The 17,307-nt window shown below is 52.7% G+C and carries 16 protein-coding genes; 4 read left to right on the forward strand and 12 right to left on the reverse strand.

Going from position 1 to position 17,307, the window contains the following annotated elements; genetic code table 11:
* Positions 1 to 14 precede the first annotated feature (14 nt).
* Positions 15 to 776: a C40 family peptidase gene (locus tag HV311_RS20270; RefSeq protein WP_191220408.1), complete on the reverse strand. Its 762-nt coding sequence runs from the start codon at positions 774 to 776 to the stop codon at positions 15 to 17.
* A 349-nt stretch (positions 777 to 1,125) separates the two neighbouring features.
* Between HV311_RS20270 and dpaA the strand changes: the two genes are divergently transcribed.
* Entirely contained in the window at positions 1,126 to 1,866 is a 741-nt protein-coding gene (gene dpaA, locus HV311_RS20275; RefSeq protein ID WP_016151817.1) for a peptidoglycan meso-diaminopimelic acid protein amidase, read from the forward strand.
* Here dpaA and HV311_RS20280 read toward each other — a convergent pair.
* Positions 1,837 to 2,604 (reverse strand): class II glutamine amidotransferase, encoded by a 768-nt coding sequence (locus HV311_RS20280; protein WP_016151816.1) that lies wholly within the window; start codon positions 2,602 to 2,604, stop codon positions 1,837 to 1,839. The two genes, dpaA and HV311_RS20280, sit on opposite strands and share 30 nt — an antisense overlap.
* Before the next feature lie 149 nt (positions 2,605 to 2,753).
* Positions 2,754 to 3,332, reverse strand: a complete 579-nt coding sequence (gene lpcA / locus HV311_RS20285; RefSeq protein ID WP_016155760.1) for a D-sedoheptulose 7-phosphate isomerase — start codon at positions 3,330 to 3,332, stop codon at positions 2,754 to 2,756.
* A gap of 239 nt (positions 3,333 to 3,571) precedes the next feature.
* Between lpcA and fadE the strand changes: the two genes are divergently transcribed.
* The 3 genes from fadE (at position 3,572) to HV311_RS20300 (ending at position 7,482) form a co-directional block, all read left to right on the forward strand.
* Positions 3,572 to 6,016 (forward strand): acyl-CoA dehydrogenase FadE, encoded by a 2,445-nt coding sequence (fadE, locus tag HV311_RS20290; RefSeq protein ID WP_016151814.1) that lies wholly within the window; start codon positions 3,572 to 3,574, stop codon positions 6,014 to 6,016.
* A gap of 110 nt (positions 6,017 to 6,126) precedes the next feature.
* Entirely contained in the window at positions 6,127 to 6,894 is a 768-nt protein-coding gene (locus HV311_RS20295) for an amidohydrolase (RefSeq protein WP_016151813.1), read from the forward strand.
* Positions 6,895 to 7,071: 177 nt separating this feature from the next.
* Complete coding sequence (locus HV311_RS20300) at positions 7,072 to 7,482, forward strand: Spy/CpxP family protein refolding chaperone (protein ID WP_053389578.1); 411 nt, start codon at positions 7,072 to 7,074, stop codon at positions 7,480 to 7,482.
* Between the two features lie 15 nt (positions 7,483 to 7,497).
* On the opposite strand, the gene HV311_RS20305 is transcribed toward HV311_RS20300, so the two are convergent.
* The 9 genes from HV311_RS20305 to HV311_RS20345 all read right to left on the reverse strand — a co-directional run bounded on the left by HV311_RS20305 (position 7,498) and on the right by HV311_RS20345 (position 16,601).
* Complete coding sequence (locus HV311_RS20305) at positions 7,498 to 8,217, reverse strand: EAL domain-containing protein (protein WP_191220409.1); 720 nt, start codon at positions 8,215 to 8,217, stop codon at positions 7,498 to 7,500.
* Between the two features lies 1 nt (position 8,218).
* Positions 8,219 to 9,886, reverse strand: coding sequence for an O-antigen ligase family protein (locus HV311_RS20310; RefSeq protein ID WP_191220410.1), 1,668 nt, complete (start codon positions 9,884 to 9,886; stop codon positions 8,219 to 8,221).
* Between the two features lies 1 nt (position 9,887).
* On the reverse strand, positions 9,888 to 10,430 hold the full coding sequence (locus tag HV311_RS20315; protein WP_131405626.1) for a fimbrial protein: 543 nt from the start codon (positions 10,428 to 10,430) through the stop codon (positions 9,888 to 9,890).
* A 9-nt stretch (positions 10,431 to 10,439) separates the two neighbouring features.
* The gene (locus HV311_RS20320; protein WP_016155754.1) at positions 10,440 to 11,504 is read right to left on the reverse strand and encodes a fimbrial protein; all 1,065 of its coding nucleotides are present in this window, start codon (positions 11,502 to 11,504) and stop codon (positions 10,440 to 10,442) included.
* Positions 11,501 to 12,106, reverse strand: coding sequence for a fimbrial protein (locus HV311_RS20325; RefSeq protein ID WP_019076065.1), 606 nt, complete (start codon positions 12,104 to 12,106; stop codon positions 11,501 to 11,503). Before HV311_RS20325 ends, HV311_RS20320 begins: the two co-directional genes overlap by 4 nt.
* A 12-nt stretch (positions 12,107 to 12,118) precedes the next feature.
* Positions 12,119 to 12,895, reverse strand: coding sequence for a fimbrial biogenesis chaperone (locus HV311_RS20330; protein WP_019076064.1), 777 nt, complete (start codon positions 12,893 to 12,895; stop codon positions 12,119 to 12,121).
* A 26-nt stretch (positions 12,896 to 12,921) separates the two neighbouring features.
* Positions 12,922 to 15,393, reverse strand: a complete 2,472-nt coding sequence (locus HV311_RS20335) for a fimbria/pilus outer membrane usher protein (RefSeq protein WP_016155751.1) — start codon at positions 15,391 to 15,393, stop codon at positions 12,922 to 12,924.
* Positions 15,394 to 15,434: 41 nt separating this feature from the next.
* Positions 15,435 to 15,983: a fimbrial protein gene (locus HV311_RS20340; RefSeq protein WP_019076063.1), complete on the reverse strand. Its 549-nt coding sequence runs from the start codon at positions 15,981 to 15,983 to the stop codon at positions 15,435 to 15,437.
* A 69-nt stretch (positions 15,984 to 16,052) separates the two neighbouring features.
* Positions 16,053 to 16,601 carry a fimbrial protein gene (locus HV311_RS20345; RefSeq protein WP_191220411.1) on the reverse strand — a complete coding sequence of 183 codons (549 nt, stop codon included), beginning with the start codon at positions 16,599 to 16,601 and terminating at the stop codon, positions 16,053 to 16,055.
* Positions 16,602 to 17,307: the final 706 nt, after the last annotated feature.

Here is a 17,307-nt window from a genome sequence, read left to right on the forward strand (position 1 = left end):
CACCGCCTTTTTGATTACAGAATGGTATTTTCCGTCAGAATACGACGGGCGCCGAGATAATGATCCTGCCAGAAGTCATCGGATAAATTGCTCACCCAAATCGTTTCTCCTGTACGCGGCGATTCAATAAATTGTCCCTGCCCCAAATAGACGCCCATATGATCGGCAATATCCCGACTGTGAATATGAAAGAACAATAAATCACCACGACGAAGGTCACGATTAGCGACGATGGTCGCCCGCCGATAGTGATACATTTCATTCGCCGTACGTGGCAATTTTGCTGCCAGAATTTTGTTGTAGGCATAAAAGATCAGCCCGCTACAGTCAAAGCCTTGTTCCGGGCTGGTCCCGCCCCACAAATAGGGTTTACCTAACTGCTGCTCAAGACGGTGGATTGCCACTTCGGTTATGTTGTGCAGATGATCGCTACTGAGAAAATGGTCATTCTCAGCCAGCTCCTGCCAGCGTTGATCGCTCGCTTTTAGTGGCCCCGGGAACCACTCCGGGTGCTGTTTAATCAGCGTCCTGTTTTGCTGGCGCAGCGCGCTTTTACTTTGCGCATTACCTTCCACCACATAACTTGCCTGCTTTTTTACCTGCGCGTGGTACTGCTTCAGCAGCCGGGCGCGGTTACGCATGCGTAATTGCGCCGCATAGCTTAAATGGGCGTCAGATAAGAGGGGCTGAACTTTGGCGACAGACGGCGAGGACAACACAACACACAAAGACAGCAGACCCGGCAAAAAGCGTCGGGGCGCAGAGACAAAAGACATGAAAACAACACTACCTAATCAAACACGTTCGCCGCAGTCTACCGCTATTGCCGGGCATTGCATTTTAATATTCGATTATTAAATTATTAATTTTTTAAATTCAATATATTAGGAATTCTGCACTCAGAAGACTTAATGACGTGCGCTAACCCACAAAATACGTCAGTGTCTGACTGCCTTTAAGCACAATTTTCCGTATAAAGAAAATCTAAAGTGTAAACGCCGCACGAGAGACTTGCGAAAAACTCTCTGGGTGATAATGTGAGCGCTCCAGATCCAGATTTATCCGATTTGGGAACTCTTTTTGCCGTCCTGGCGTGTGTAATCGTTTTATCAAGGAATAAGCAGTATGCGTAAAATCGCATTTTTTCTTGCGATGCTTTTATTGCCGTGCGTTTCATTTGCCGGTTTGCTGAGCAGCAGCAGCCCGACTACGCCTGTCAGCAAAGAATATAAGCAGCAATTAATGGGCTCCCCCGTCTATATCCAGATCTTCAAAGAAGAGCGAACGCTGGATCTGTACGTCAAGATGGGCGAACAGTATCAATTGCTCGACAGCTATAAGATCTGCAATTATTCCGGCGGCTTAGGTCCGAAACAGCGTCAGGGCGATTTCAAAAGCCCGGAAGGGTTTTACAGCGTACAGCGCGGACAGCTGAAACCGGATAGCCGCTTTTATAAAGCGATTAACATTGGTTTCCCTAACGCCTACGACCGCGCACACGGTTATGAAGGTAAATACCTGATGATCCACGGCGCCTGCGTTTCCGTCGGCTGCTACGCAATGACCGACAACGGCATTGATGAGATTTTCCAGTTTGTCACCGGCGCACTGGTGTTTGGGCAGTCCAGCGTGCAGGTTAGCATTTATCCATTCCGCATGACCGATGCCAACATGCAGCGCCATAAGTTCTCGTATTACAAAGAATTCTGGGCGCAGCTAAAGCCTGGCTACGATTACTTTGAACAAACGCGTAAGCCACCGACCGTTTCCGTCGTCGATGGCCGTTACGTTATCAGCAAGCCATTGAGTCACGAAGTGGTTCAGCCGCAACTGGCATCAAACTATACGCTCCCCGAGACAAAATAACGCCCACTCGCCTGGCATAATCTTTTGCCAGGTTTCATTGCCGGTTAGCGGCTGAGTGGCAATCACGGTGACCACATCATTGGGTGTGGTCTCTGAGCTAAAATCGATTTCCACATCCTGATCCAGCAGTGTCGCCACGCCAAACGGCGCACGACGGGTGATCCAAAACAGGTTGGTCGAGCAGAAAGCCATCACATAACGCCCGTCAGACAACAGCATGTTGAAGACGCCCTTCTCACGCAATTCTCCTGCCAGCATCGCGATATATTTAAACACTGCCGTCATATTGCCAGGCGTACGCGGATAACGTTCAGTTAGCTTGTGGAGCAGCCAGCAGAAAGCTTTTTCGCTGTCGGTTTCCCCGACCGGACGGAAATTACCGGTTTCCAGCGATTTATAGCCGCTGAGCTGTCCGTTATGAGCGTACGTCCAGTTACGTCCCCACAGTTCACGCGTAAATGGATGGGTGTTTTCCAATGCCACTTCGCCACGATTCGCCTGACGAATATGGGCAATCACGGAACAGGATTTGATGGGATAGTCTTGTACCAGTTTGGCGATAGGCGAATTAAAGCTGGGTTGCGGATCTTTAAACGTACGGCAACCCTTACCTTCATAAAACGTAATACCCCAGCCGTCTTTGTGCGGCCCGGTACCTCCGCCGCGCTGAACCAGCCCGGTGAAGCTAAAGCAGATATCGGTTGGCACATTGGCGCTCATCCCGAGCAGTTCGCACATACATCACCTCCACAAACGCCTTTAAGCGGGAAGGCGTAATTGTTGCAGCCAGTTTAGATTCGGACAGCGCGCAGAAACCGGAGCGTACACGTAGTACGTGAGGATTTCGGGCACTGCCCGGATTCAAAATGGCAAATAAAATAGCCTTCTTACTTCACCATCTCTTTTTCGATCAACTGGATCAGGATATGGATCACTTTGATATGAATTTCCTGAATGCGGTCAGCATAGCCAAAGTGCGGCACGCGAATTTCGATATCCGCACTACCCGCCATTTTGCCGCCATCTTTACCAGTCAGGGTGATGACTTTCATCCCTTTCTCGCGCGCTGCGGCAATCGCTTTAATCACGTTAGCGGAATTCCCTGAAGTAGAGATGCCTAACAGGACATCGCCTTCGCGACCCACGGCTTCAACGTAGCGGGAGAAGACATAATCGTAACCGAAATCGTTGCTGACGCAGGAGATATGGCTGACATCAGAGATAGCGATCGCCGGGTAGCCTGGGCGGTTTTCGCGATAACGTCCGGTCAGCTCTTCGGCGAAGTGCATCGCGTCGCAATGGGAACCGCCGTTACCGCAAGAAAGTACCTTACCGCCAGCTTTAAAGCTGTCTGCCAACAGGACCGCCGCGCGCTGAATGGCGTGAATATTGGCGTCATCTTTAAGAAAATTAGCCAGCGTTTCCGCCGCTTCGCTCAGTTCGTTACGAATAAGATCCTGGTACATGAGGATATCCTTCAGCATGAATGTAAATGACAAGATGCAGTGTACCGGATAGCGCTACCAGCGAGAAGTACAAGCCACAGGAATGGCTGCGGCTTTTGATTTTTTGTGCCGGTTAAAACAGCAACAATGTGAGCTTTGTTGTAATTATTTTGTAAACACATTGCTAAAAGAATTTACATCCACTACAACCATATCATCACAAGTGGTCAGACCTCCTACAAGCAAGGGAGCTTTTCGTTATGATGATTTTGAGTATTATCGCTACGGTTGTTCTGCTCAGCGTTCTGTTTTATCACCGCGTGAGCTTATTCCTCAGCAGCTTAATTTTGCTCGCCTGGACAGCTGCGCTTGGCGTGGTTGGCCTGTGGTCAATCTGGCTGCTGGTTCCTCTGGCCATTCTCCTCGTACCGTTTAACTTTACGCCAATGCGCAAATCCATGATCTCTGCGCCAGTGTTCCGCGGTTTCCGTAAAGTCATGCCGCCGATGTCGCGTACTGAGAAAGAGGCGATTGATGCCGGTACAACCTGGTGGGAAGGCGACCTGTTCCAGGGCAAGCCAGACTGGAAAAAACTGCATAACTATCCTCAGCCGCATCTGACAGCTGAAGAACAAGCGTTTATTGACGGCCCGGTGGAAGAAGCCTGCCGCATGGCGAATGACTTCCAGATCACCCATGAACTCGCGGATCTGCCGCCGGAACTGTGGGCGTATCTGAAAGAACACCGCTTCTTCGCGATGATCATTAAGAAAGAGTACGGCGGGCTGGAATTCTCCGCGTATGCTCAGGCTCGCGTTCTGCAGAAACTCTCCGGCGTTTCCGGGATCCTGGCGATCACCGTTGGCGTACCTAACTCCTTAGGCCCTGGCGAACTGCTGCAGCATTACGGCACCGAAGAGCAGAAGAATCATTACCTGCCGCGTCTGGCTCGTGGTCAGGAGATCCCCTGCTTTGCTCTGACCAGCCCGGAAGCGGGTTCCGACGCAGGCGCGATCCCTGATACCGGCGTGGTTTGTATGGGCGACTGGCAGGGCCAGCAGGTGCTGGGTATGCGCCTGACCTGGAATAAGCGTTATATCACGCTGGCACCTATCGCTACCGTACTGGGTCTGGCATTTAAACTCTCCGACCCGGAAAAACTGCTGGGTGGTGAAGAAGATCTCGGCATTACCTGTGCGCTGATCCCAACGTCAACGCCAGGCGTACAAATTGGGCGTCGACACTTCCCGCTGAACGTACCGTTCCAGAACGGTCCGACGCTGGGCAAAGATGTCTTCGTGCCGATTGATTACATCATCGGTGGCCCAAAAATGGCCGGTCAGGGCTGGCGCATGCTGGTGGAATGTCTGTCCGTGGGACGCGGTATTACCCTGCCGTCTAACTCGACGGGCGGCGTGAAATCGGTCGCAATGGCAACCGGCGCGTATGCGCACATTCGTCGCCAGTTCAAAATCTCTATCGGTAAGATGGAAGGTATTGAAGAGCCGTTGGCACGTATTGCGGGTAACGCGTACGTGATGGATGCAGCGGCGTCGCTGATTACCTACGGTATTATGCTGGGTGAAAAACCGGCGGTGCTGTCGGCCATCGTGAAGTATCACTGTACCCACCGTGGACAGCAGTCAATCATCGATGCAATGGATATTACTGGCGGTAAAGGCATTATGCTTGGCGAAAGCAACTTCCTCGCCCGAGCTTATCAGGGCGCGCCTATCGCCATTACCGTTGAAGGTGCCAACATTCTGACCCGGAGCATGATGATCTTCGGTCAGGGGGCGATTCGCTGCCATCCGTATGTTCTGGAAGAGATGGCCGCGGCACAGAGTAACGATGTGAATGCATTCGACAAGCTGCTGTTTAAACACATCGGCCACGTCGGCAGTAACAAAGTGCGCAGCTTCTGGTTGGGCCTGACGCGCGGCTTAACCAGCAGCACGCCAACCGGCGATGCGACCAAACGTTACTACCAGCATCTGAACCGTCTGAGCGCTAACCTGGCACTGCTTTCGGATGTCTCCATGGCCGTACTGGGCGGTAGCCTGAAGCGCCGTGAACGTATCTCCGCGCGTCTGGGCGATGTATTAAGTCAGCTGTATCTGGCCTCTGCGGTACTGAAGCGTTATGACGATGAAGGCCGTAATGAAGCAGACCTGCCGTTGGTTCACTGGGGTGTTCAGGATGCGTTGTACAAAGCGGAACAGGCGATGGACGACCTGCTGAAAAACTTCCCGAACCGACTGGTCGCGGGCCTGCTGAATGTGGTTATCTTCCCTACCGGTCGCCACTACCATGCACCGTCTGACAAGCTGGATCATAAAGTCGCGAAGATTCTGCAGGTTCCGAGCGCCACTCGTTCTCGCCTTGGTCGTGGTCAATACCTGACGCCGAGCGAGCATAACCCGGTAGGTTTGCTGGAAGAGGCTTTGCTGGATGTGATTGCAGCCGACCCTATCCACCAGCGGATCTGCAAAGAGCTGGGTAAAAACCTGCCGTTTACCCGCCTGGATGAACTGGCGCACAATGCGCTGGCTAAAGGGCTGATTGATAAAGACGAAGCCGCAATTCTGGTGAAAGCCGAAGCAAGTCGTCTGCGTAGCATCAACGTGGATGACTTTGAACCCGAGGCGCTGGCGACTCAGCCGGTAAAGCTGCCAGAGAAGGTGCGTAAAGTCGAAGCCGCGTAACGACACACGCACAACGTTTAGCCCCGCTTAATGCGGGGCTTTTTATTGCCACATTTCAGTTAGAGCTCATGCTACAGTGTCAAAATGTTGTTCAATGAGGAGCCTCGATCGTGCCCGGTTTGAAAATTACTCTGCTGCAACAACCGCTGATCTGGATGGATGGCCCGGCCAACCTGCGCCATTTCGACCGCCAACTGGAAACCGTCACCGGACGTGATGTCATTGTGTTACCTGAAATGTTTACCAGCGGATTTGCCATGGAAGCGGCAAGCAAATCGCTGCCGCAGGAAGAGGTTGTCAGTTGGATGCGCACTAAGGCGCAACAGACGAACGCCCTTATAGCAGGCAGCGCCGCTCTCTTGTCTGAACGTGGCCCGGTAAACCGCTTTTTGCTGGTCGAACCCGAAGGTAATGTCCATTTCTATGACAAGCGCCACCTGTTCCGCATGGCGGATGAACATCAACATTATCAGGCGGGTGACGCGCGGGTTATTTTTGAATGGCGCGGCTGGCGCATTCTGCCGTTGGTCTGTTATGACCTGCGTTTTCCGGTATGGTCGCGCAACCGCAACGATTACGACCTGGCATTGTATGTCGCCAACTGGCCGGCGCCGCGTTCGCTACACTGGCAGGTTCTGCTCACCGCGCGGGCAATTGAGAACCAGGCTTATGTAGCAGGATGTAACCGCGTGGGTACTGACGGTAACGGCCATCATTATCGCGGTGACAGCCGGGTGATTAATCCGCAGGGGGAGATTATTGCCACCGCCGAGCCGCATCAGGCTACGCGCATTGACGCTGAACTGTCACTCTCGGCGCTGCGCGAGTACCGCGAGAAGTTCCCCGCCTGGCAGGACGCTGACCCGTTCACGCTGTAGATATCGCCTTCTTCCCGCTGCACAACGTTTTCCGTAGCGGGATTGTTTCACTCCGTAACCAACCGCAAAACAAATTCGCGTGGCGACGTGCTTCGGGCATCGTATTCTGCAAAGGATAATCACTCGTCTTAAGCGAGTGACAGACAATGTTAATAATTCCCTTATCAGGATCCCGAAATGAAGAACTTCGTACGCATGACTTTGCTGGCGGCAACCGTGGCTGGCGCTTCTTTTAGCACGCTTGCAGCAAACGTATCCAATGTACCCGCACCAGCTCAGGACCCGGTAGTTCAGCACCTTAAACTGAGCACTGACCAGGTTGCGCAAATCAAAAAACTGCACCAGCAGCTCGAAACCAACGTTAGCCAGATATCGGTGAAGGATGTTAAAGACGGCGCGTTGATTGACGTCATCAAGTCCGGGAAATGGGATGACGCCGCCGTCAAAAAACAGCTTTCCGCGTTCAGCAATATCGAACAGCAGGCGCGTTATTACCGCGTGAAATACTATTTCGACCTGAACAAAGTACTGACCCCAGAACAGCGCCAGCAGGTGCAAAAAGATATCGCACAGACGCTGAGCGAATAATGACCATAGCCTGAATCAGCATTGATTCAGGCTTTTCGGTAATACTTCCTGCTCGAACAAAAATCCCTGCACAGCATCTGCGCCGCTCATACGGCAAATGGCGTAATCCTGCGGCGTTTCCACCCCCTCAATCACAACCCGTTCTCCCAGCCCGCGAAATTGATTGACCAGTACCCTCAACTGCCACTCCGACGTCCTGAACTGATGAAACATTCCGCTTTCAATTTTGATGGCATCGAAACGGATGCCAGACAGTCGCCAGACAAAAAATAGCTCAGGCGAAACATCATCCAGCCACACGCGAAACCCATGACGCACCAGGGTTTTGACGGCAATGCATACGGCCTGCTGTTCTGCCTTGTCCAGTCGCATCATGGTGCCCGGATCCTGTATTTCGATAACAATCCGCCCCTGATGTGCCTGCCGGGCGAGCTGCGCAATCCACGACAGACAGGTCAGCATCCTGACGGATAAATTCAGCGAATAACTTCCCGAGAGTGCCAGTACCTGCCGCATTTGCCACAGAAATAGCTGCTGTTTTGCGGTGATGGAAAGGTGCTTGAAAAAAAGATCGAGCGGTAGCGGCGTGCGTACCTGACTTAACACCTCACAGACATCCAGCGATGCATCATCAAAAAAATGGATGCGCTGTAAACGGATCCCGGTGATCCGCAGCAGCTCGGCGTTGCGGGGAAGCTCTGGCACATGGCGGGTCTGTTCGCTGAATCTGTTCATATCATTCCATTTTTTGATTGAAAGGACGTCGTGCATCCTGCAGCCACGGGATACGACGATCGTTCGGGTATGTCAGGTAAAAGCGCGTCGCCAGACGATGCGCCTCAGGTAGGTCGCGCTGCTGTAACGCCAGCAAGATTTGCGTGAAGGAGACATTCGGGTCTGGGTGAACACGCACATAGTCAGGCGCCCAGCGGCGAACCGCTTCCAGCCAGCGAGCATCCCGGGTACGCTGATACCGTTGCAGATACCCCATCTGAACATCAAACCGGTAGCGAGGGGCAAGGAGCCAGCCTCCTACCGGGAGCGACTCGGCCAGACGCCACTGCGCTGACTGTCGCTCCGCCAGCGTCAACTGCTGTTGCGTGTGCAGTGAGAGAAGCAACAATGGCGTGAAGGTTAAAAACGAGATCAATGCCAGCGCACGAATCAGCGACGTCGACGTAAGCGTCAGGCGAGCCCCTTTTAGCGGGCTATCTGCACAACGAAGCAGCAGGATCAGCAGTAACCAATGTGGTGTTGACTGCCTGACGGGGTATTCCGTCAACATATGAATGACCACCGGCAGCGCCGCCACCAGACAGGCGCGACGCCAGCGATTTCCGTGCATCCACAGCCAGAAGCCTCCCGTAATAAAGCACAGCGCCCCCGCCAGCCCAACCAGGCCGCCCTCCACCAGCCACAGCACCAGCTCATTGTGCGGATGCGAGATGCTGCTCAGCCCCAACGGCCCCGCGCGTTCGAGAAACACGGCGGCAAAACTGCCCACGCCCCACCCCGTCCACGGGCGTTCGGCAAATAATGCCAGTGACGTTTTAAGCACCGTCCAGCGCACCTGGGAAGTGGTCAGGTGATCGACTGTAGCAACGGACAAAAAATGGCGAGCGATCGTGCCCGCCACCATGCCTAACGCCAGCGGCAGCAGAAGTAGCAACAACATACGGCGTTGCGCCGGGAAAACCACCAGCAGCAAGACTTCACCTACCACCACAGACACATAGCCGGTTTGCGACTGGGATTCATGCAGCACAAAGCCCATCATCACCAGAGCAACCCCGATGACAATTCGATATCTGTCGCGTAGCCGTAAAAAGAGCGGAGCTGACAGCAGCACACCAGATGCAGTGAAGCTGGCCATCAGATTGACCTGCTGAAAAATACCGTAGGGCCGCGTACCGCGTCGCCAGGCAAACTCCCAGTAATCAACACCCGGCAAATGCCAGTACTGATACAAAAACGCCAGACATTCGATGACGCACGCGCCCCATAGCAGGGTCAGCAGTACCGTCAGGGTGTTTGCCGCAAGCGGAATCTGCAATGTCACCAGATAGACGAGCACGCCTCCCAGCAGCGCCCCTGCGACCAGCTGCGCCTCGAACTGCCAGACGCCAGGCGTCAGCAGACAAAGCAGCGTCAGGATGAGCGCCCCCATCGAAAAAACCGTGGCGGGGACAGTGATGCGCCAGTGTTGACGAGGCACCAGCACTGATGCGCTTGCAGCCAGCACAACGGCATAAATCCAGCTCGTAATATTAAGCGGCAACGACAGACCGCTGCCGCCGTTATTCGGCCAGTAGAGATGCATTACCCCACACCAGAAAAACAGACTAATAACGAGCAATAATTTCTGCGCAGGCAGCGGGGCAATACGATTCAGAGCGTTCATCATGCTACTGGTAGCTCAGTGTCCAGGTCCCGCTGGCGCTGAATGGACCGTATTCGAGAGACTGATTTTTTATCGCCGACGGCTCTGCTGCGACCCACGCCCAAAAATTTAGCGTCATCGAGCCTGCAGTTATCTCTTTGACTGACGTGCTCTCATCAAGGCGGATTGCCGTGCCGTCCTCTTCGCTCATCCCAATACCGATCCCTGTCGCGCCGCCCTGTTCACTGCTATCCAGCGCCAGATGATCGGCAAGCTCAGCATCCTCACTACCACTGAAAGTGACCGAGATCCCGCGAAAAACCTCTGGGTTGCAGTCGCGTAGCTGAATGCTGAATTTTTCCGGCTTACTGCGCCCCGAAAGATAGAGATCCTGCGTTGCGATTTGCCCGAAATCGACCTCGATTTTGTCGCCTCCAGGTGCCAGGCTGCAGGCCAGCGCTCTGATAGTGCCGTGAAAATACATATCGCCGCCGACCAGTTTGGTGTCGGCCTGCGCCATGCCGCCAAGCAGTAACACGCCGATCGCGAATAACGCCGAAAATCTCATGGCATCCCCCTACTGAAACTGCGCAACAACGGTGGCAGAGGCTTCAAACTCACCTTCCTTAACGCTTCCCACGCCCGGCTTTGCCACCGGTGCAGCGGTGAGATTCCAGTCGCCCTGATTCTGGTAAAAACCTTTCACGTTATAGAATTGATTGGGCACGACGGTGCCACCGCTCTCGTCTTTAAGCATAATGCCGAGATCGTCGCGCTTTTGTCCGCCGCTCAGCGTGCCGAGGAGATGATCGTTGAACCCCGCCGTGCCTGACGCCGTGGTAGTTTGTACGCCAAGATTAATGTTCAGCGCGCCCTGATCGAAGCTGCCGCCTTCACAAACAACATGAATGGGGATCGACTTGCTGTAGTTAGTGCCATTGAGCCGGGCAGCGGATCCTGGCAGATCGCCAAACTCAATACTGATTTTGTCTCCCCGGTTGAAGGTGCATTTGTCCGGTACGGTAATCAGCCCGGATTTAATCACCACACGGGAAATCGCCGTAGTGGGCGTAGGTCCCGCGCTCCCCATGCGCCCGGCAACCTCCACCAGCGATTGGGAAGTGATATTGATGCCGTTGATAATGGGTTTAGTGACAATAAACGTCACTTTCCCTTTTGAACCACTTTCAACGTTAGTGGCGCGCGTGTAGCCCTTGCGCTTTTTGCAAGTGTTATTGCTGTTGCGGTTTGAAACGTTGGTAAAAGGCGCCTGAACATACTGTTTATAGCCCCCGGCAACCCACACCTGCACTTCTACATCCAGATACTCATTTAGCCGAAAACGGTTCGCCCCCTGATTTGAAGGCGGCATCGTAGTCGTGGTGGTGTAGTAAATCGGCGACCGGGAGATGTCAGCCTGCTCGCAATAGAAATTCACCACATACCAACTGCCCAGGTTCCAGGTAAACGGATCCGTTCTGCCACCCACGTGGTTTTTACTGACATCCAGCGAGCTCAATTCGATATCGTACTGATGCGGCGACCCGCCCTCCGGCTCACCTTCCCCCTGTGTAAATGCCTGCCCGGCCAGTGGACAGCCAGCCAGGGCAACCCACAACAGCGCTTTGCGTAATACGCTCATAGATACTCCAGCTTAAGTCTCACCAGGCCGTTAAATTCTCCGGCAGTCACCTCTGGCCCAAAAGATTCCAGCGTGGCCAGAAAGTGAATGGCGTTATCGCCTGGTTTGAGGATCCACATACGTTGCGGTTGGTTCAGATGGATCAGCTGATTACGCTCGGTCAGTAGCCGAATGCCCGCGCCGCGCACATCACCACGAATACGCCCCAGGTCACTGTTTTCCGGCGCGCCTTCAGCCATCAGCGTCATCGAAACGCCACGTTCCACCGTGCTGTGCGCCAGCTCAGGCATTTCGCTGGTCTGCCCGGGGAAATCCCTCAGGGTATGACCAGAGCCCTTTAAGCAGCCGTTCAGGTACAGCGTGACCAACACCGGTTCGCTGCGATCGCCGCCCTGGCGAAACCGACTGGCGGAAATATCACCAAGATTGATGGTCTGATCGCGTGAGGCCATATCCAGCACGCACGGCGACACGTAGACCCGGCCGTGAAAGCGGACGTTGCCATACTCACCGGACACGTTGCTCATATCCTGGCGGCCGCTGGTGGCCTGAACCTGCCAGGCCATGCCCGCCATCAGCAGGGCGCAAAGCATCTTTTTCATTTACGATTCCTGTTACCGGGGCTGTTGCTCCATCGGCAATGCTTTACATACATTGCCTGTGCAGCTGAATTTCAGTTCGGGATGACCGCCAAAATCGTTCACGTACATCATGCTGAACTGGCTGACGCTGCCGTCCGTGACGCTGAAATCGAGAGAGGATTTTGGTGAGACCATAACGCCGGGGAAGTCGGTCAATCTGCCGCCTCCCTGCGCTTCTGGCTTGCGGCTTAAGCCGATTAAGGTGACGAAGTAAGGCGTTGGGTTATCCACACGCCAGCGCTGGCCCTGCTTGTGAAAGACCAGTTGGTTTTGCCACACGGCGCCCGGCGTTTCCGGCACAATGGCGGCCGGACGGTAGAACAATTTGATGCGCGACTGCATCGCCAGTTGCAGCACGTTCGGCTTATCCGGTTTAGGCGGAATTTCACGTACGTTCAGGTAGAACAAGCTCTCGCGATCCTGCGGCAGGGCGTTGATCCCGCTGGTTTTCGTCACGCGGGCAATTCCCTTTTGCCCGCCGTTAATTCGTTGCAGCGGCGGTAAGACCATCAGCGGCGAGGTAATTTTTGTTCCGTTGGCATCTTCCACCCACGACTGAGCCAGAAACGGAATGCTCGGGCTGGTATTGGTTAAGTTCGCACTGACTGAGCGCGCATCACCAGTGATGATCATGCGGGTACGGTCGAGCGCAATACCCGCCCATGAGGTGTTGATCTCTGCAATCAAAAGCAGTCCACAGGCCACGGGTTTAAGCCAACGCTGCACGGAGTAAAAAGCTTGATTATTCATGACAAAATTCATTCAGGTTATTGAAATTATTCACAAGGCAACAGCACGTTACCTTCCGGGTTGATTTGTTGTGGCACCTGTAAGTGGCACTGCGCACGGCCAGCCCAGGCAACGGAAAGACGCTCAGCCGGATTCACACCCGCAATCCAGGCCATACCGTTTTCCATTACCATGGCGACGCTAACGCCGTTAGCGTTAAACACTTCGGCGCCAAACGGCGGTACCGAACCATCCTTCAGGCGCAGCAGCGCCATCATTTTTTGCCCCTGTGCCACGGCAAAATGCTGGTAGCCAATCGCACCTTCCGTCAGGGTGTTGGTCACGATGGCTTTAGTCGCGGAAATGTCCTCGTCCATTGCGTCCACATCGATACGGGTATCAAAGCTGTGATAGCTAACGACGTCCGGTACGACGGCAATACCGAAACGGTTTGAGTGCGCCTGTTCGCCGTTCAGCGGCACGTTCGCCACCCCGTCGGTATCAACCATCACCCTGGCGGTATTCATCGACGCCTGGCTGTTGTGCAGCGCCGCACCGTGACGCGTCGCGGTAAAGCCGCCGCGCATCGTGCCGCCCACGGAGAAATAACGTGATTGCTGCCAGCTGACGTTAGATTCCAGTTCCGCCATCATGCTGCGGTGCTTGTAATAGCCATCAAACGCCGTACGCCCTTCACCGGAAACCCCTGTGCGCAAACGCCACGGATTGTTACGGTCGCGGTTATCGGAATACGAAACCATCTGGCTGGTCTGGTTGCCGCTGTTCTGCAATTCGTAATCCATAGAGCGGCCATCGCTCCATGGCACCGAGATTGAAAGCGAAAGACTGTCGTCTCGTTTGCCCTGATACTCAGAGCGGTAAGCCGCAACGTTGGCGCTGATCCCCTGGATGCCAGCAAATGAAAAGCTGTGCCCCATCGATAATCCGTAACGATCCTGGGAACCGCGATCCCAATAGTTCTGGTGGGTATAGGTCAGGTACAACGTGGTCGCTAATAGTGGATCGTCAGCAAAGAAGGTTTTGTTGCCGGTGATGGTGTACATCTCTTTTTCGTTGCCGGCACTGTTGTTATTTTCATACTGCTCGTCGAGAAACTGCGAGAAAGTGCGGAAGTTACGCTGTGAGAAGCGGTAACCGGCAAAGGTGATGGCGCTGTTGTACTCATCAAAAGTTTTGGCGTAGCTGAGCTTAAAAGACATGCCTTTTTGTTCAGCCTGATGCTTTACCCGACTCACGGATTGCGTCGCATCAGCCGACAGCGCCCCCAGCCAGCTCAAGTCCCGCCCAATCCCCATCGACCAGGCGTTATAGCGATCGCCAGTCAGCAGCGCGCCGCCGTACAGCGACCATGCATTGCTGACCCCCCATGAAAAATCACCGCTATAAAACGCAGGCCCCTGAACGTCGTGGTTATAACGCGATGGCTTCCCAACCGCGGCGTTGTAGCGCACATAGCCTGGGCGCGTCAGATAAGGAATATCGGCCGTATTGACCTGAAAAGTATGTACGCTGCCATCCTGCTCCTCGACGCGAACATCCAGCGTGCCGCGTACCGAACCGTGCAGATCCTGAATATTAAATGGCCCTGCAGGAACGGTGGTTTGATAGATAACACGGCCCTGCTGACTGACGGTAACCTTCGCATTGCTGCGGGCGATGCCGTGCACTTCAGGCGCGTAGCCCTGCAAATTCGGTGGCAACATACGCTCGTCGCTGGCGAGGTTAGCCCCGGTGAAACGTACCGAATCAAAAACCTGAGAATTCAGGTAGATTTCGCCGACCGTCAGTTTTGCAGCCTGCATCGGCAACGGTCGATAGGCATAGATCTGATCCCAGTCGATACGGCCGCGATTATCATCCGAAGCGTAATTGGCCTGATACTGGCCACGAAATCGCCACGCGCCGAGGTTAAAACCTGTCTGCCCATAACCAGACAGAGAGCGATAACGATCGCCGCCCTGTTCATAATGTGTGGCCTGACCCGAGACGCTGTAGTCAAAAATCAGCCCCGCGACGCCGTTATCCCAGCGCTCCGGTGGCGTCCAGTCTGGATCGGTATATTTCATCCACGCCTGAGGCACGATAATGTCCAGTACGCCTGCGCTATTATTCAGCGCCACACCCGGCAGACGGGAAATGTCATAGCAGGTCGCGCTAATCGGATGAATATAGGCCAGCGCTTCTTCTTTGAGCGCCAGTAATTCGAGTTGTTGCGGGGTCAGACATGCCATGGATTTATGCGGGTTGGCAGGATCGACGATATAACGGATCGACTGCTGTGGAATCTCCTGGCTGTTAATACGAACATCCAGCAGATATTCTCCGGGAGTCACAAAGTTGCCTTCGGAAAAACGCTGCAAATCGACATTGTGCCTGTCGCTGGCATCCAGTACGTCGGTATTAAATTCAATGGCCTCATCCGCTTCAGCCCATGAAGAGGCACAGACCAGAGCAATAAAAAGCGCCAGACGTTTTTTATCTGTTTTCAGCGTGATCATTTTCGTTCGCAAACCTTCAGATACCCGAATTGCAGTGCAGCTCAGAGATAATTCACAACAAAATGCGTGACCGCAGTAAATTCGCCAGATGTCATTCTTCCGTCGCGGGAGATCAAATAAGCCGTAAAATTGAGCGTGTTTTTCCCTGGATTAAGCACATAGTCCGGTGATGGCTCACCCAGATGAATTTGCTGTCCGTTGCTGTCATATATTTCTATCGCTAAATTTTCAGTTTCCGATTGCACGCTTAGATAATCAGGATTGTCACTATCCGGTGCGCCAGAAAAGGTAATATTGGCGCGTTGAAACAGATTCCCGGGGTGTTGAGAATCCCCTAATGAACATCCCAACAAATGAATGCTGAAATCATGCGCTGATACTTTCTCTGGTTTTCCGGAAATATCTCTGGCTGAGAGATCATCAAATTCAACCAGTAGCGACCGGTCGCGTGGATCGACATAACAGGCAGCCTCAATAATATTTCCGCGCATGCGCATTTTGCCGGGCGTACTGACAAGACGATTGGTGTCAGCCAAAACCCATGCAGGCGATATGAAGATAAAAAGCAGTAAAATTCGCCATCCAGGCATCACCGCATTTCCTTTCAGTTATTCGCAGGAAGGGTTAAGCAGGCGCGTTAATGCGCCTGCTGCAGATCGTTACTGGTAGTCGATCTGGAAATTAACGGTAGATTCGAAATCACCTGGAGTTACCGCGGCAGATGCGTTGTTTGCCTGCAGGTAAGCGACGAAATCAATGTCGGTTTCACCATCGGTAATGTTGACCTGAGAGGCGGTTTGACCCCATTCCACGTCCTGGTTGCCACTGTCAATCATACCGATGCCCGCGCCCTTTGCAGTACCAGAGGTGAATGCAGCCAGCGCGTTGTTGTCTGTATCAATCGTTGCCGGGGTATAAGTCACAGTGGCCGTTTTCGCGACGGTCGTATCACAGCCCTGCAGAACGATTTTGGCATGCTTAACGCCAGCACGTTGGTTGTCTTTTAACTGAGAAGTTGGGATCTCACCAAAATTAACCTGTACCGGGCTGGATTCTGGTGCCAGACCACATGCGGAATTAACCAGAGAACCGGTGAAGTGAATTTTACCGTTAGTCGGTTCGACATTTTTTGCAGCAAAAGCAGAAGAGGCAGTAAAAGTCATTCCCGCCATCAGCGCACAGGCCACAGCCACATTTTTCATTTTCATATTACTACTTAACCTTATATCTGTTTTTTAGTTATTCCGAAGATCTATTTCCGCAGATAATTTATGTCCGGGAATCCTGATCTGCAGGTGGCGGTAGCGCATATCCTTGCAAACAATCCATCTCAAGCCGCCCCGTATTTTGAACTTCATTGGTATTCCATCCGAAATACCGTCCACAGTTGTTTACGCTGTTTCGGGGCTTATATTAAGTCGACGGGAAAATGACACAATGCAAAAATCCGGTATTAATCAAACTCAGGGAATCATGTTGTCACACTGTCTGCAGAGTGATCTTTTACCTAAAAAACCGCCAAAAATCACGACTTAGCCAGTGTTAGTATCTATCATTTATCATTTTTATAGAGTTTTTATCTATCAACTATTTTTTTATTTAGCCAGAACAACAGGCAAAATGTATTTATGAAATTTTTGTAAAAATGAAATTGGATATCAAAAGCGAGTAATGACAATAAGATAGTGAAAGAGAGGAAGGAGAAAAGAGGATTCTATAAGAGATATTAAAATATTGTTATATAAATATTAATAAAGCGATCTATGGTACAACCATTTTTTATAAATGAATTATGTTATGCTATTGCTTCACCCACTCGAATGCGAGATATCCTGCTTTAAAGGAGACATCAGTGATTTCTCATATACCAATAAACAAAATTAAATCCGTAATTATTGGTGATGGCTTAGTTTT

The organism is Citrobacter sp. RHBSTW-00881 (assembly GCF_013728515.1).
GTDB lineage: Bacteria > Pseudomonadota > Gammaproteobacteria > Enterobacterales > Enterobacteriaceae > Citrobacter > Citrobacter braakii.

Excerpts from the sequence above, each read along its gene's own strand:
- HV311_RS20270 (WP_191220408.1), bottom strand. The coding sequence starts at position 776 with ATGTCTTTTGTCTCTGCGCCCCGACGCTTTTTGCCGGGTCTGCTGTCT.
- dpaA (WP_016151817.1), top strand. The coding sequence starts at position 1,126 with ATGCGTAAAATCGCATTTTTTCTTGCGATGCTTTTATTGCCGTGCGTT.
- HV311_RS20280 (WP_016151816.1), bottom strand. The coding sequence starts at position 2,604 with ATGTGCGAACTGCTCGGGATGAGCGCCAATGTGCCAACCGATATCTGC.
- lpcA (WP_016155760.1), bottom strand. The coding sequence starts at position 3,332 with ATGTACCAGGATCTTATTCGTAACGAACTGAGCGAAGCGGCGGAAACG.
- fadE (WP_016151814.1), top strand. The coding sequence starts at position 3,572 with ATGATGATTTTGAGTATTATCGCTACGGTTGTTCTGCTCAGCGTTCTG.
- HV311_RS20300 (WP_053389578.1), top strand. The coding sequence starts at position 7,072 with ATGAAGAACTTCGTACGCATGACTTTGCTGGCGGCAACCGTGGCTGGC.
- HV311_RS20305 (WP_191220409.1), bottom strand. The coding sequence starts at position 8,217 with ATGAACAGATTCAGCGAACAGACCCGCCATGTGCCAGAGCTTCCCCGC.
- HV311_RS20310 (WP_191220410.1), bottom strand. The coding sequence starts at position 9,886 with ATGATGAACGCTCTGAATCGTATTGCCCCGCTGCCTGCGCAGAAATTA.
- HV311_RS20315 (WP_131405626.1), bottom strand. The coding sequence starts at position 10,430 with ATGAGATTTTCGGCGTTATTCGCGATCGGCGTGTTACTGCTTGGCGGC.
- HV311_RS20320 (WP_016155754.1), bottom strand. The coding sequence starts at position 11,504 with ATGAGCGTATTACGCAAAGCGCTGTTGTGGGTTGCCCTGGCTGGCTGT.
- HV311_RS20325 (WP_019076065.1), bottom strand. The coding sequence starts at position 12,106 with ATGAAAAAGATGCTTTGCGCCCTGCTGATGGCGGGCATGGCCTGGCAG.
- HV311_RS20330 (WP_019076064.1), bottom strand. The coding sequence starts at position 12,895 with ATGAATAATCAAGCTTTTTACTCCGTGCAGCGTTGGCTTAAACCCGTG.
- HV311_RS20335 (WP_016155751.1), bottom strand. The coding sequence starts at position 15,393 with ATGATCACGCTGAAAACAGATAAAAAACGTCTGGCGCTTTTTATTGCT.
- HV311_RS20340 (WP_019076063.1), bottom strand. The coding sequence starts at position 15,983 with ATGCCTGGATGGCGAATTTTACTGCTTTTTATCTTCATATCGCCTGCA.
- HV311_RS20345 (WP_191220411.1), bottom strand. The coding sequence starts at position 16,601 with ATGAAAATGAAAAATGTGGCTGTGGCCTGTGCGCTGATGGCGGGAATG.